This window comes from Protofrankia sp. Cas8, assembly GCF_963555845.1.
In the GTDB taxonomy this organism is placed as follows: domain Bacteria; phylum Actinomycetota; class Actinomycetes; order Frankiales; family Frankiaceae; genus Protofrankia.
Map to the genome: position 1 here is coordinate 1 of NZ_CAUVXI010000151.1, position 13,983 is coordinate 13,983.

15 protein-coding genes and 1 pseudogene are annotated in these 13,983 nt (G+C 69.3%); 7 read left to right on the forward strand and 9 right to left on the reverse strand.

Annotated features, from left to right (window positions below; translation table 11 throughout):
* The first annotated feature begins 58 nt into the window (after positions 1–58).
* Together U9977_RS19100 and rpmB are read left to right on the forward strand one after the other, a co-directional pair.
* Positions 59–331 (forward strand): type II toxin-antitoxin system RelE/ParE family toxin, encoded by a 273-nt coding sequence (locus tag U9977_RS19100; RefSeq protein WP_322750648.1) that lies wholly within the window; start codon positions 59–61, stop codon positions 329–331.
* Positions 332–497: 166 nt separating this feature from the next.
* Positions 498–686 carry a 50S ribosomal protein L28 gene (rpmB, locus tag U9977_RS19105; RefSeq protein ID WP_013874853.1) on the forward strand — a complete coding sequence of 63 codons (189 nt, stop codon included), beginning with the start codon at positions 498–500 and terminating at the stop codon, positions 684–686.
* On the opposite strand, the gene thiD is transcribed toward rpmB, so the two are convergent.
* Positions 658–1,521: a bifunctional hydroxymethylpyrimidine kinase/phosphomethylpyrimidine kinase gene (gene thiD / locus U9977_RS19110; RefSeq protein WP_322750649.1), complete on the reverse strand. Its 864-nt coding sequence runs from the start codon at positions 1,519–1,521 to the stop codon at positions 658–660. The genes rpmB and thiD overlap by 29 nt on opposite strands.
* 92 nt (positions 1,522–1,613) lie before the next feature.
* Positions 1,614–2,681, reverse strand: a complete 1,068-nt coding sequence (locus U9977_RS19115; RefSeq protein WP_416210693.1) for a thiamine-phosphate kinase — start codon at positions 2,679–2,681, stop codon at positions 1,614–1,616.
* Between U9977_RS19115 and U9977_RS19120 the strand changes: the two genes are divergently transcribed.
* The gene (locus U9977_RS19120) at positions 2,673–2,906 is read left to right on the forward strand and encodes an Lrp/AsnC family transcriptional regulator (protein WP_131747996.1); all 234 of its coding nucleotides are present in this window, start codon (positions 2,673–2,675) and stop codon (positions 2,904–2,906) included. The two genes, U9977_RS19115 and U9977_RS19120, sit on opposite strands and share 9 nt — an antisense overlap.
* Before the next feature lie 104 nt (positions 2,907–3,010).
* Positions 3,011–3,508, forward strand: a complete 498-nt coding sequence (locus U9977_RS19125) for a DUF3515 family protein (RefSeq protein WP_322750651.1) — start codon at positions 3,011–3,013, stop codon at positions 3,506–3,508.
* Positions 3,509–3,548: 40 nt separating this feature from the next.
* On the opposite strand, the gene U9977_RS19130 is transcribed toward U9977_RS19125, so the two are convergent.
* Together U9977_RS19130 and U9977_RS19135 are read right to left on the reverse strand one after the other, a co-directional pair.
* Positions 3,549–4,643, reverse strand: coding sequence for a D-alanine--D-alanine ligase family protein (locus U9977_RS19130; protein ID WP_322750652.1), 1,095 nt, complete (start codon positions 4,641–4,643; stop codon positions 3,549–3,551).
* Positions 4,644–4,724: 81 nt separating this feature from the next.
* A complete protein-coding gene (locus U9977_RS19135) occupies positions 4,725–5,738 on the reverse strand; it encodes an NAD(P)H-dependent glycerol-3-phosphate dehydrogenase (RefSeq protein WP_322750653.1) in 1,014 nt (337 codons plus the stop codon).
* A 210-nt stretch (positions 5,739–5,948) separates the two neighbouring features.
* On the opposite strand from U9977_RS19135, the pseudogene cofC reads away from it, so the two are divergent.
* Both cofC and U9977_RS19145 read left to right on the forward strand, forming a co-directional pair.
* A pseudogene (gene cofC, locus U9977_RS19140) lies at positions 5,949–6,593 on the forward strand (2-phospho-L-lactate guanylyltransferase); the annotation flags it as partial.
* A gap of 129 nt (positions 6,594–6,722) precedes the next feature.
* Positions 6,723–8,933 (forward strand): RNA degradosome polyphosphate kinase, encoded by a 2,211-nt coding sequence (locus U9977_RS19145; protein ID WP_322750659.1) that lies wholly within the window; start codon positions 6,723–6,725, stop codon positions 8,931–8,933.
* A gap of 104 nt (positions 8,934–9,037) precedes the next feature.
* Here U9977_RS19145 and U9977_RS19150 read toward each other — a convergent pair whose 3' ends face one another.
* The 3 genes from U9977_RS19150 to leuC form a co-directional block, all read right to left on the reverse strand.
* On the reverse strand, positions 9,038–9,322 hold the full coding sequence (locus U9977_RS19150) for an HU family DNA-binding protein (RefSeq protein WP_239310351.1): 285 nt from the start codon (positions 9,320–9,322) through the stop codon (positions 9,038–9,040).
* Positions 9,323–9,551: 229 nt separating this feature from the next.
* Complete coding sequence (leuD, locus tag U9977_RS19155) at positions 9,552–10,139, reverse strand: 3-isopropylmalate dehydratase small subunit (RefSeq protein WP_322750654.1); 588 nt, start codon at positions 10,137–10,139, stop codon at positions 9,552–9,554.
* Between the two features lie 48 nt (positions 10,140–10,187).
* Positions 10,188–11,585 (reverse strand): 3-isopropylmalate dehydratase large subunit, encoded by a 1,398-nt coding sequence (gene leuC / locus U9977_RS19160; RefSeq protein ID WP_322750655.1) that lies wholly within the window; start codon positions 11,583–11,585, stop codon positions 10,188–10,190.
* A 100-nt stretch (positions 11,586–11,685) separates the two neighbouring features.
* Here leuC and U9977_RS19165 point away from each other — a divergent pair, with 100 nt between their 5' ends.
* On the forward strand, positions 11,686–12,444 hold the full coding sequence (locus U9977_RS19165) for an IclR family transcriptional regulator (protein ID WP_322750656.1): 759 nt from the start codon (positions 11,686–11,688) through the stop codon (positions 12,442–12,444).
* A 130-nt stretch (positions 12,445–12,574) separates the two neighbouring features.
* Here U9977_RS19165 and U9977_RS19170 read toward each other — a convergent pair whose 3' ends face one another.
* On the reverse strand, positions 12,575–13,258 hold the full coding sequence (locus U9977_RS19170) for a hypothetical protein (protein ID WP_322750657.1): 684 nt from the start codon (positions 13,256–13,258) through the stop codon (positions 12,575–12,577).
* 17 nt (positions 13,259–13,275) lie between these two features.
* Positions 13,276–13,983: hypothetical protein (locus U9977_RS19175; protein ID WP_322750658.1), on the reverse strand; the 708-nt coding region annotated here is incomplete at its 5' end.

The window sequence follows — 13,983 nt, forward strand, 5'->3', positions numbered from 1 at the left end:
TTGATGAAACGGGGTTCCGGAGCCGATTCGCTCACCTGTTCACGGAATCATCCGGCACATGACCGCACGATACACCCTTGAGGTCAGACCCCGCGCGGTCCGCCAGCTCGCCCGCCTTCCGGAAAAAATCGCCACAACTATAGCAGAGTTCATCGCCGGACCATTACTCGACAACCCGTATCGTGTCGGTCACCCCTTACACAGCGAGTATGCCGGCCAGTATTCCGCGCGACGGGGTGCAGCATGGCGAATCCGCTACGAAATCGACGACACGACACATGCTGTCCGAGTCCTCGACGTCTCCCACCGTTCCAACACCTACGGCAGCTGAAACAGCTCGAGCTGGAGTGCTGACCTGCCGCGGTTTCGGTGCCCCGAGCGCAGCTCACGGCCGGCGCGGAGCAGGCCCACGACGATGACGGGACGCCGGTGGGGTAGCCTCGGGAGACTGCCGCACACGCGGCATCATCATCACCTTCTTCCGGCGGAGTGTTCTCGTGTCTTCGGTGTGTGACGTCTGCGGCAAGGGGCCGGGCTTCGGTATGTCGGTCTCCCACTCCCACCGGCGCACCCGGCGGCGCTGGAACCCCAACATCCAGACTGTGCACGCGCTCGTGGGCAAGACGCCCAAGCGCCTCAACGTGTGCACCTCCTGCATCAAGGCCGGCAAGGTGACCAGGGCATAGCAGCTGTCGGCGGCGCGCCGGCGGCGTTGCGCCAGGACCAGGCGTGGTCGACCGGGCCGATGCCGGCGCCGAGCGCGAAGCCGGCCGCCACCGCACCGGTGACGTAGGCCTTGGCCGCCCGCACCGCGTCAGGTACGTCCGACCCGCGGGCCAGGAACGACGCGACCGCGGACGCGAGGGTGCAACCGGTGCCGTGCGTGTGCCGGTTGTCATGTCGTGGTGCCCGGAGCAGGACGGTCTGCCTGCCGTCGGTGAGCAGGTCCACGGCGTCGCCGCGCAGGTGACCGCCCTTCACCAGCACCCAGCGTGGCCCGAGGGCGAGCACCGCCCGGGCCGCGGCCGGCATGTCGTCCTCGTCGTGCACGGCGACGCCGGTGAGCAGCTTCACCTCGTCCAGGTTCGGGGTCACCACGGTCGCCACCGGCAGTAGCCGGGTCCGGACGGTATCGACGGCCTCGGGCGCGAGCAGTGGATCGCCGTGCTTGGACACCCCGACCGGGTCGACCACGACCGCAACACCCCCGTCGGCGAGGTCTGCCAGCTCAGCTGCCACGGCCGCCACGATCCGCGGTGACGACAGCATCCCGGTCTTGACCGCGTCGACACCGATGTCGTCCACGACCGCCCGGATCTGCGCGACGACGGCGTCGGCCGGCAGGTCCCACACCCCGTGCACCCCCAGGGAGTTCTGGGCCGTCACCGCGGTCAGGGCGCTCATCCCGTGGACGCCGAGAGCCACCATGGTCTTCAGGTCGGCCTGGATGCCGGCGCCGCCGCCGGAGTCGGAGCCGGCGATCGTCAACACCCGGGGCGGGGACACAGCGGGCAGGACCATGGCAGGCGGAATCCTGGTGGACGGGGACACGGGCGCCACGCTATGCGCGAACCCGGCCGCATCAACAGCTGAATCAGTATCAACAGCTGAATTCAGTGGCTGAAATGGTCCCAGCCCCGTGCCGGGCCCGCGGTACCATCCGGCGCCGGTCCGTCGCGGTGCGGGCCGCGCAGGTCCGGCGGGATACCCTCCCCGACGAGCCGCACCTCTGGCCGGCCGCCGGCCGACCCGACCGGGAGCGTTCTGCCGATCACCGCCACCCCCGGCGGCGGGTCCACGCCCGCCGGCAGCGTCCCGACCAGGCCGTGGTCCTCGCCACCGGTGAGCAGGTGTCGCACCTCGACACCGGGAACGAGCGCCCTCAGTGCGGCCACATCCACCTCGAACACGACCCCGGACGCGCCTGCCACGTGCCCGAGATCGGCGAGCAGCCCGTCGCTGACGTCCACCAGCGAGCTGGCCCCCGCATGTGCCAGCGCAGGTCCGGCCGAATACGGCGGCGACGGACGGCGGTGGGCGGCCACCAGCGGACCATCGCGCACGCCGGCCAGCAGGAGCTCCAGGCCGGCGGCGGAGCGGCCCACCGTACCGGCGAGCACCACCACGTCGCTCGGCCGTGCGCCGGCCCGCGTCAGCGGCGTACGGCCCGCGAGTTCCCCCAGCGCGGTCACGGCCAGGCATACCTCGCTCGCACTGACCATGTCACCGCCGACCACGACCGCGCCGACCAGCGCGCACTCGTCACGCAGACCGTCAGCCACCCCGTCGACGATCTCGATCGGAGTGGACGGTGGACAGGCCAGCCCGATCAGCAGCGCGGTGGGCGTGCCTCCCATCGCCGCCACGTCCGCGAGGCTCTGGGCGGCGGCCTTGCGGCCCACGTCGTACGGGGAGGACCAGTCGAACCGGAAGTGCCGCCCCTCAACCAGCAGGTCTGTGGTGGCGATCACAGAACCCGAGGGTGTCGGGACCACTGCGGCGTCGTCACCAGGACCCGCGGGTGGGCCAGGCGCCCCCAACCGGGTCACCACACGGGCGATCAGACCAAATTCCCCTGCGTCAGAGACACTCACGAGGGCCGATTGCCTGTTACCTTCTGTCGGCCCGTTGTTCTGAGCGACGGGTTGTCGGCGTCCGACGAGGGAGCGTCTGTGGTCCACGCGTACATCCTCATCCAAACTGAGGTTGGAAAGTCCTCCTCGGTGGCCAAGGAGATCGAACAGATCCCCGGGGTCACCCAGGCAGAGGACGTCACCGGCCCCTACGACGTGATCGTGCGCGCCGAGGCCGCCAGCGTCGATGAGCTGGGAAAACTGGTCATGTCACGGGTGCAGGCGGTCGATGGCATCACCCGGACCCTGACGTGTCCGGTGGTTCACTTCTGACCCGGCCGACGGCGGTGCGATCATGGCCCTTCGCGCTGCCGGCGGCCCGAACCGGTGGCGTGGGCCGTGCACGGATCACGGACTCCCCCGCCCTGATCCGACGGGTGTCCGTCACTCGCATGATGGCCAGGATCTCGATTCCGGCCATCATGCGAGCCAGTGTCATCATCATCGTGATTTTAGTCACATCCTGCGCGGGCTCCCCGGGTCCGGTCACGGTCACCCTGGCGCCCGACCCGGCCGGCAGCGAACGGGTCGCCTGCGTGAACCTCGTTGCGGCCCTGCCGTCCTCACTGGGGGCGGGTCTGGGTCGGCGCGAGGTCAGACCGGCCTCGCCGTTCGTCGCCGCCTGGGGTTCCCCGCCCGCGGTCCTGTCGTGCGGGGTTCCCGGGGTCGCTGCGGGCTATCGACCGGACGTGACCCTCGCGGTGGTCGACGACGTCGGCTGGTTCGCCGAGGATCGCGGTGCCAGCGTCCGCTACTCCACGCCGACCCGACGTCCCCAGGTCGTGCTCATCCTGCCCGCGTCCGTGCAGGCGTTCGACGTCCTGGTCACGCTCGCCGGTCCGGTCCGCGACGCCACCAGGGCGACGGTCGCCTGACCCGCAGCCCAGTCACCGCCGCCCAGTCACCGCCGCCCAGTCACCGCCGCCCAGTGCCGCGACGTACCGCCGACTCGATCAGCCGGTCCACCAGCGCCCGGTAGTCCAGACCGCTGGCACCCCACATCTGCGGAAACATCGAGGTCGGGGTGAACCCGGGCATGGTGTTGACCTCGTTGACGACGATCGAACCGTCCGGGCACAAGAAGACGTCCACCCGCGCGAGACCCGCGCAGTCCAGCGCAGTGAACGCGCGCAGGGCAACTTCGCGAATCCTGGCGGCGACGGCGACGGGGATGTCGGCCGGAACGTCGAACCGGACCGCTCCCGACAGGTACTTGGCGTCGAAGTCGTAGAACCCGGCTGAGGATGTCACCGTCACCTCGGCCGGGACGCTCGCCTCAGGCTCGCGGCCGGCCAGGCCCTCCAGCACCCCGCACTCGAGCTCACGGCCGGCGACGGCGGCTTCGACAAGCACCTTCGGGTCGACCGCACGGGCCGCCTTCAGCGCGGTCTCCAGGTCATCCCACGCGTCCACCCGGCTGATGCCGATACTTGAGCCGCCCCGGGCCGGCTTGACGAACACAGGCAGGCCCAGCCGTTGCCGGTCGGATGCCGTGATGGTCTGTCCCCCGCGCAGCACCACCACGGGCGCCACCGGCAGCCCCGCGGCCGCAAGCAGGGTCTTCATGTGCTGTTTGTCCATGGCCGCGGCGCTGGCGAACACGCCGGAGCCGACGTAGGGCACGCCGGCCATCTCCAGCAGCCCCTGCACGGTGCCGTCCTCGCCGAAGGGCCCGTGCAACAACGGGAACACGACGTCGACCTCGCCGAGAGCGTCCTCGCCGAGACCGAGGCTCCGCAGGCCGCCCGCGGTGGGGTCACCCGGCAGGGCCACCGGTATCCCGGTGCCCTCGACGCTCGGCAGCACGCCGGAACGGACCTGGAGCGCCGCCGGATCACCCGAACCGAGCACCCAACGGCCGTCCGGGGTGATACCGACGGCCACAACGTCATAACGCCGCGGGTCCAGGGCCGCCAGCACGCTGCCGGCGGACACGCACGAGATCGCGTGTTCGGTGCTGCGTCCGCCGTAGAGGACGGCAATCCGGATCCTGCGCGCAGTGCCGGGCATGGACCGGACCCTAACCGATGCTCGGCCGCCTCACCGTGACCCCGACGCCACGCAACCGGCGGCGACGGCTCCGGTGATCGCTCAGGCGCTGGGGGCGCGGTGCTCGCGGCCTGGTTCGCGGCTCATCAGTTCCTTAACCGCGTCCATCGGCGCAAGGCCCTCGTAGATGACCCGCTCCACCTGCTCGGTGATCGGCATTGCGACGCCCAGTGACCGGGCCAGACCCAGGATGGGCCGGCAGGAGCGGACGCCCTCGGCGATCTGAACCTGCTGGATGCTGGCCGTCGCCAGGGTCATGCCGCGGCCGAGCTTCTCACCGAAGGTGCGGTTGCGCGACAGCGGCGACGAACAGGTGGCCACCAGGTCACCCAGGCCGGCGAGGCCGGCGAACGTCAGCGGATCGGCGCCCATGGCGACGCCGAGCCGGGCCGTCTCGGCCAGCCCCCGGGTGATCAGGGAGGCGACCGAATTGGTGCCGAACCCCATTCCCTCGAGCATGCCCGCGGCCAGCGCGATCACGTTCTTGACAGCACCGGCGAGCTCACAGCCGACCAGGTCGGAGTTGGTGTACGGGCGCAGATAGGACGTCCAACAGGCCCCCTGCAGATCGATCGCGGTCTGCTCGCAGCGGCTCGCCACGACGGTGGCCGCCGGCTGCTCGGCCGCGATCTCACCCGCCAGGTTCGGGCCGCTGACCACCGCGATCCGGTCCGGACCCGCGCCGGTGACCTCGCTGACGACCTCGCTCATCCGACGGCGGGACTCGCCCTCGACGCCCTTGATCAGGCTCACGTACACCGCGGACGGCGGGACCAGTGGCGCCCAGCGAACCAGGCAGCCACGCAGGGCCTGGGACGGCACCGCGAGCACGACCAGATCGGCCCCGCGGAGCGCGTGTGCGGCATCCCCGGTGGCGCTGACCTGGTCAGGCAGTGTGAGTCCGGGCAGGTAGCGGGGGTTGACATGATGGTGGTTCACCGCCTTGACGATGTCGGGCGCACGCGCCAGCAGCGTGACCCCGGCCCCGGCGTCGGCGAGCACCTTGGCGAAGACCGTCCCCCAGGATCCGGCGCAGAGAACAGCCGCTCTCGTCACACGGATCGCCCGCCGGCCGGGTGCTCGCCAGTCGGGTGCTCGCAGGCCGGGTCCGATCGTGTCTCAGCGTCAACCATGTAGTGACCATATGATGACTAGACCGTTGCCAGACGGTAACCATCGCGGCGACCGCCGGGAGATGCCGGGACCGGCCGCCACGCCGCCACGGATGTCGTAGGGTCAGGACGTGATACCCGCGCTACTCCGGAGATGACGCCCGACCCGACCTGGGTGGTCATTGTTCCGGTCAAGCGGTTGACTGCGGCCAAGAGCCGGCTCGCCCACCCCGAACGTGCGGCTCTCGCGCTCGCGATGGCTCAGGACACGGTCGCCGCGGCCAGAGATATTGATCATGATGTGGTGGTGGCCGTCGTCGTCGTGACCAACGACCGCACGGCGCGGGCCGGCATCGCGGGCATCGCCGACATCGCGGATATCGCCGACATCGACGCTCGGGTAGTGATCATCCCTGACACTCCCGACACGGGTCTCAACGCGGCGTTGACGCACGGTGCGGCCGAGGCCGCGCGGCGGTGGCCCGGCGCCGGCGTCGCGGCGATGTCCGCGGACCTCGCGGCACTGCGCCCGGCCGAGCTGCGGGCGGCGCTGCTGGCCGTGCCACCCGAGCGCCGGGCCATGGTCGCGGATGCGGAGGGTACCGGCACGGTCATGCTCGCCGCCGCGCCCGGCACGGCGCTCGCACCCCGGTTCGGCCCGGCGAGCCGGGCCGCACACGTCCGTTCGGGAGCCCGGGACCTGACCACGCCGCTCGGCCGGTCAGTGCCCGGCCTGCGGCGTGACGTGGACACGCTCGACGACCTGCGGGACGCGCTGCGTCTGGGCGTCGGCCCACGGACCCGCGATATCCTGACAGCCCCAGCGGCTGAGGCAATGGTCGGCTCTGGGCTGTCCCAGACCCGTTGTACGGGTCCTAATCGTCGCTCGCACCTGCCCCGGCCACCGGAGACTGGCACCATCGAGGGCATGACCGAGCTGGTGGTGAACCGATCCGAACAGCCGCAGCGTAAACCACGGAGCGCCCTGCTTGAACCGCTGGAGGCGCCCCGGCCACCGACGCCGTCCGATCTTCCCGAAGACCGTTTCATCAACCGCGAGAAGTCCTGGTTGGACTTCAACGCCCGCGTACTGGCACTCGCCGAGGATCCGGCCACACCACTGCTCGAATGCGCCAAGTTCCTGGCTATCTTCGCCAGCAACCTGGACGAGTTCTACATGGTCCGCGTCGCCGGCCTGATGCGCCGCGAAGCGACCCGACTCGCGGTGCTCTCCGCCGACGGCCTCACCTCCCGCGAGCAGCTTGACCTGATCAGTAGAACAGCGACTGAACTCTACGAACGTCACTCCCGGTGTTTCAGCGACGTGGTCACGCCCGCTCTGGCGGACGCCGGCATCACGATCCGCCTGTGGAGCGACATGACCGAGGTTCAGAAGGATCGCCTGCACGCGTACTTCAACCAGCAGGTCTTCCCCGTCCTGACGCCACTCGCGGTGGACCCGGCGCACCCGTTCCCCTACATCAGCGGCTTGTCGCTCAACCTGGCGGTCACGGTACGTACCCCGGGCGGGGATGCCGAGCGGTTCGCACGGGTGAAGGTTCCCCAGAACGTGCCCCGGCTGATCCGCGTCGAGCCGGACCACCCGCGCCACGACAGCAGGCGCCCGGAACCGCGCGGGCTGGAGTCCGACGACCGCGATGTCTGCTTCATCCCCCTGGAGGAGGTGATCGCCGCCCACCTCTCGCAGCTCTTCCCAGGTATGGAGGTGGTGGACGCCCACCTGTTCCGGGTCACGCGCAACGCCGATCTGGAGGTCGAGGAGGACGAGGCCGAGGACCTACTACAGGCTCTCGAACGTGAGCTGGCGCGCCGGCGGTTCGGCCCGGCCGTGCGCCTTGAGGTCGCCGACGACGTCGACGACAACCTGCTGGACCTCCTCATGCGGGAGCTGGAGGTCACCAGCCGCGAGGTGATGCGGGTTCGGGGGCTCCTGGACCTGTCGGTGCTGTGGGCGCTCTACGACCTCGACCGTCCCGAGCTGAAGGACACCCCGCACGTGCGGCGAACCCACCCGCGGCTCGCGGCGTCCGAAGGGGAGCAGACCGATTTCTTCACGGTGCTGCGTGAGGGCGACGTGCTCATCCACCATCCCTATGACTCGTTCACCACCTCGGTACAGCGGTTCATCGAACAGGCTGCCGCCGACCCGCACGTCCTGGCCATCAAGCAGACGCTGTACCGGACCTCGGGTGACTCCCCCATCGTCGACGCTCTGATCAGCGCGGCCGAGGCGGGCAAGCAGGTCGTCGTCCTGGTGGAGATCAAGGCCAGATTCGACGAGACCGCGAACATCCGGTGGGCGCGCGAGCTGGAGCGCGCGGGCTGCCACGTCGTGTACGGGCTGATCGGATTGAAGACGCACTGCAAGACGTGTCTGGTGGTCCGCCAGGAGCGCGGTGGACTACGCCGGTACTGCCACGTCGGTACCGGCAACTACAACCCGAAGACGGCGCGGCTGTACGAGGATCTCGGCCTGCTCACCGCCGACCCCGATGTCGGCGCCGACCTCACCGACCTGTTCAACGTGCTGACCGGCTACAGCCGCCAGACCGAGTACCGCTCACTACTGGTAGCGCCTCAGCATATGCGGGACGGCATTATCCAACGTATCGAGCGGGAAAGCGAGGCGGCCCGCCAGGGCCAGGTGTCCGGAATCCGCCTCAAGATCAACAGTCTCGTCGACGAGGAGATCATCGACGCGCTGTACCGAGCGTCCCGTGCCGGCGTGCCCGTGCAGTGCCTCGTCCGTGGGATCTGCGGGCTGCGGCCGGGCATCCCGGGCCTGTCGGAGACCGTCCACGTCCGGTCGATCCTGGGCCGCTTCCTGGAGCACAGCCGGGTCTTGGAGTTCACCTCGCTGCGGGAGTGCTGGATCGGCAGCGCGGACATGATGCACCGCAACCTCGACCGCCGCATCGAGGCGCTGGTGCGGGTGGGGCAGCTGTCCCAGGAACCGTTGCGGGTCATGCTCGACCACGCCTTCTCCGAGGGCGTGGCGGGCTGGATCCTGCAGCCGGACGGGACGTGGTACCGGCGTTCGACCGGCCCGGACGGGGAACCGTTGTCGGACTACCAGACCGACCTGATGAGCCCGTCCCTGCGGCTGGCGTACGGCTGACCGGCGGTGCGCCGGCCGTGAGTGCCCTGACGGACCCACGGTCGGCACCCGCGTTCTCGGTTGCTCCTCGCTCGCTTCTAGGTTACCTCTCGGCTACCTCTCGCTCACTCCTCGCTCGCCGACACGCTGGCCTTGAACTCCGAACCCGGCCTGAACTTCGGCACGACCGAGGCGGCCACCTGCACCGGCTCGCCTGTGGCCGGGTTGCGGCCGGTACGGGCCGCCCGCTCGACACGCTCGAAGACGCCGAACCCGGTGATGGTGACCTTCTCACCGGCTGACACGGCTTCCTGGATCGCCTCGAACACGGCATCGACTGCTTTGGTCGCGTTCGATCGCCCGCCCTCGATCTGCTGGGCGATGCGATCAACCAACTGGGACTTGTTCACAACAACCTCCGGACGCCCCCCGCGGGCGCGGGGTTAGGGAGCAGATCGGGCATCACACTGCGCTGCACCGTAGGCATGTCCACCGGTTAGGGCAATTCCCCTGCGCGTGTCGCGCAACACAAACCCGCACGTCAACGACTCTTCTAGATCATCTAGCGGCACCCGGAGGATGGCGGACGAGCCCTCGATCGACCACAGTTCGCCACATTCAGTGACGACCAATAGTCTCCTACCTGGTCACCGGGAACCACCCGGGGCGAGTGGTCTCGAAGGCTGTGATCGCATCCTGGTGACGCAGGGTCAGACCGACGTCGTCCAGACCCTCCATCAGACGCCAGCGGGTGAAGTCGTCGATCTCGAAGCCCGCGACGAGCCCGGGTGCCCGCACCTCGAGTGCAGCCAGGTCAACGGTAATCGCAATGGTGGGATCGGCCTCGACCTGGTCGGTGAGCGCCTCGACCGTCGCGGCCGGGAGCACGACCGGCAGCAGGCCGTTTCCCAGGGCGTTGCCGCGGAAGATGTCGGCGAAACGCGCCGAGATCACCACTTTGAAGCCATAGTCCTGCAGCGCCCACACGGCGTGCTCGCGGGACGACCCGGTGCCGAAATCCGGGCCGGCAAGCAGGATCGTGGCGCCGCTGTGAACCGGGTTGTTCAGGACGAAGCCCGGATCGGCCCGCCACTGCGAGAACAGGCCCGCGCCGAAGCCGGTTCGTTCGATCCGCTTGAGCCAGTCGCTGGGGATGATCTGGTCGGTGTCGACGTCGCTGCGCCGCAGCGGCACCGCCCGGCCGGTGTGCGTGGTGAACGCCTCCATCGCGGATGCGCCCCCTTCGTCATGTCGTGGTTGGGGTTGTCTCGCCGGTCAGAGATCGGCGGGCGCGGTCAGCCGCCCGGTGACGGCGGTCGCGGCTGCGACGGCGGGCGAGACCAGGTGGGTGCGCCCGCCCGGGCCCTGACGTCCTTCGAAGTTGCGGTTGGACGTGGACGCGCTGCGCTCGCCGGGCCCCAGCGTGTCCGGGTTCATGCCCAGGCACATCGAGCAACCGGCGCTACGCCACTGCGCACCGGCTGCGCGGAAGACCTCGTCGAGCCCTTCGGCCTCGGCGTCCGCCTTCACCGTCATCGAGCCGGGGACCACCAGGACCCGCAGTCCGTCGGCCACCCGGCGACCGCGCAGGACGGCCGCGGCGGCCCGCAGGTCCTCGATGCGCCCGTTGGTGCAGGAACCGATGAACACCGTGTCCACCGGGATGTCGCGCAGCGGCGTGCCGGGCGTCAGCGCCATGTAGGCCAGAGCGCGCTCGACCGAGGAGCGGACCGCCGGATCGGGGTAGTCCGCCGGGTCGGGCACCCGGGACGACAGCGGCGCGCCCTGCCCGGGATTGGTACCCCAGGTCACGAACGGGCTCAGCGCAGCCGCGTCCACCACGACCTCGCGGTCGAACACCGCGTCGTCGTCGGTTGCCAGGGTCGCCCAGTAGGCGAGTGCGGCGTCCCAGTCCGCGCCTACCGGCGCGTGCGGGCGGCCCCGCAGGTGGGCGACGGTCACCTCGTCGGGAGCGACCATGCCGGCACGAGCACCCGCTTCGATGGACATGTTGCACACCGTCATGCGGCCTTCCATGGACAGCCCGCGGATGGCCTCGCCGCGGTATTCGATCACATGCCCCTGGCCGCCGGCGGTGCCGATCCGGGCGATGATCGCGAGAATCAGATCCTTGGCGGTGACACCGGCGGGCAGCGCCCCGTCCACCGTGACCGCCATGGTCTTCGGCGGGCGCAGCGGCAGCGTCTGGGTGGCCAGCACATGCTCGACCTGGCTCGTGCCGATGCCGAAGGCGAGCGCGCCGAACGCGCCGTGGGTGGAGGTGTGGCTGTCCCCGCAGACGATCGTCATGCCCGGCTGGGTGAGGCCGAGCTGCGGACCGACGACGTGGACGATCCCCTGACCGGGGTCGTTCATCGGATGCAGCCGGACACCGAAGTCGGCGCAGTTCTTACGCAGGGCCTCGACCTGGGCGGCCGAGACCGGGTCGGCGATCGGGCGCAGCGTGTCGATGGTCGGGACGTTGTGATCCTCGGTGGCGATGGTGAGATCCGAGCGGCGCAGCGGTCGACCGGCCAGCCGGAGCGCCTCGAATGCCTGCGGGCTGGTCACCTCGTGTACGAGATGCAGGTCGATGTAGATCAGGTCGGGTTCGCCGTCGGCACGCCGAACGACGTGAGCGTCCCAGACCTTCTCCGCGAGTGTGCGCCCCATGGCCCACTCCTTCAGATGATTGCGTGGTTGAGTCTTCAGCTGATCGCTGTGCGTTCGACAGTACTGGACTTCCCATATTCTGGGATGACAGTATCAGTCTATGGAACAGCTTAGCGGAGTCGGCGTTCTGGACAAGGCGGCTGCCGTGCTCAGCGTGGTGGAGGCGGGTCCGGTGTCCCTCGGCGAGCTCGTTACCCGCACCGGGCTGAGCCGGGCGACCGCACACCGGCTCGCCGCCGCGCTCGAGGTGCACCGGCTGGTCGGCCGGGACTCCCGCGGCCGCTTCATCCCCGGGCCGCGGCTGGCCGCCGGTGGCGCCGTGCCGCTACCCTGGGCCCTGGTGGACGCGGCGGCACCTGTCCTGACCGCGCTGCGCGACGCCACCGGCGAGAGCAGCCAGCTCTACGTGCGCCACGGGGACGTGCGGGTGTGCGTGGCCGCGGCCGAACGCGCCAGCGGCCTGCGCGACACCGTCCCGGTGGGATCGACGTTGCCGATGACCGCCGGATCGGGAGCGCAGGTGCTGCTCGCCTTCACCGGCACGGCGAGCGCGGATGCGAGCCCGGATGTGAGCCCGGATGTGAACGGCCCACCGGTCGATACGGCCATTCCCCCGGGGGCGGTGTTCGATGCGGCCGACCTGGAGCGGGTGCGACGCCGCGGCTGGGCCGAGAGCGTCGGCGAGCGCGAGGCCGGGCTCGCGTCGGTGTCGGCCCCGGTCCGCGACGCCGACGGCCGCGTCATTGCGGCGTTGTCGCTGTCCGGCCCGGTCGCACGCCTGACCCGCTCCCCCGGCGCCCGCCACGGCGCCACCGTCGCCGCCGCCGCCGAGCGCCTGCACGCCAGCCCCACTCTTTGATCCACAATCCACGCCCCTACCACCAGGCGCTCCTAACGATGTGAATCTGATGCTCCTGGCACAACATCAGATTCACATCGTTCCCAAAGGGTGCCCGGTAACAGGGGCACGCCCCTGTTACCGGGCACTCTTACCCGGACCCCTTCGCCGAGGCGCTCACCAGCGTGAGCCAGGAATTCAGGGGATGCACGCAGGCCGGGCTGCCCGGAACGCACCGAGCCTGATTCCACCAGAGAAAGCACAGAACCACGACGAACGCCACAGCCACCGGGACGACCTGATCGGTGACGGTCCTGGCCGCGGGCACAGCGGCCGAGGGCGCTGGACTATCAGGGCTGGTGGTATCCGAACCGTGCTGATTCATCTCCATCGATGTTCTCGCGGTTGCCGATGTTCTCACGGTTGCCGGCTGTCGCAGGTGGGATGGGCCCAACACCACGGCCTGCGGCAACGCCCATCTGACGATCTCTGTCAGCAGGGCGAAGATTTCCGCGACAGCCCGCCCATACCCGGTCGTGACCTTTTCAACGACAGTCGGAATCTTGTCCCGGGTCAGGATCCAGTCTTCCGGCAGGAGCAGGATCGTACCCACGAGTCCCACTGCTCTTTCGGTGGCATCCAGGAACCACGGTCTGGACGCCACCGTCGGTAGGAAAATCCAGAGGAACACGAAGGAGGCAATCAGGACAAGTACGGTCCAGACAGCCTGTCCGATGAAGATTTTATCGTCGGGAAAAGGAGCCAGGACCGTTCGGTCGCCCAACTCTCCGACCATGGAGAAGAGGTAACCGTGAAGACCCGACCCGGACGTCATGGGCTGGCACGGTGCTGTCATCGAGCGCCGTCCTCCCGGTCCTGCCGAGTGGAGGCGGCCGCTTTGTCCGCAGCGGGCCACCGCTTGGGCCCGGCGGTCTCCAGCGGCTCCGGGGCATCCGGGTCAGCGAGCTCGGGCCGATTCGCGGCATCGAACAGTCGCCGTCCCCGATCAGCGGTTGAGCCACCTTCCACGGCTTCGCGGTAGCGCCCCCGCGCGGCGATCTCGTCCCGACCGTCCACCTCGGCGTTCACCAGAATACTGTGGTCGTATTCGGCCGCGGTCTCCTTCTTTCGGCGTTCCAGCGCACCGCTGTGACGCAGAGTCTCCAGGCTGTCGTCCACGATTGCGGCGCCGGTGAGGCGATCACGTCCCTCAACCTTCCGGATCGGCTCGTCGACGTCACTCTCAAGATCCACGTTGAATCGCTCTATCCAGACGACAAGGCCATGGCCTGCGGGAAGTTCTCTCCTGCGCATAACCGCGACCTGTCCGCGAGCCTTGTTCGCCTGCTCCGCCCCGAGCTGGCAGGTGATTACTTCAACCTCGCCCACCACATGGCTTTCACACAGCTGCACCGGATCGGAGATCGGATTGCTGACGAGCACGACTGGATCTACGACCCGGTACCCTATGGTCAGGTGAAATGGAAATCCGGCGGCGTTCTCCCGACTGGGCAGGAGAGCCTGGAAAGAATGATAGCGGATCGCGGTATCGACTTTACG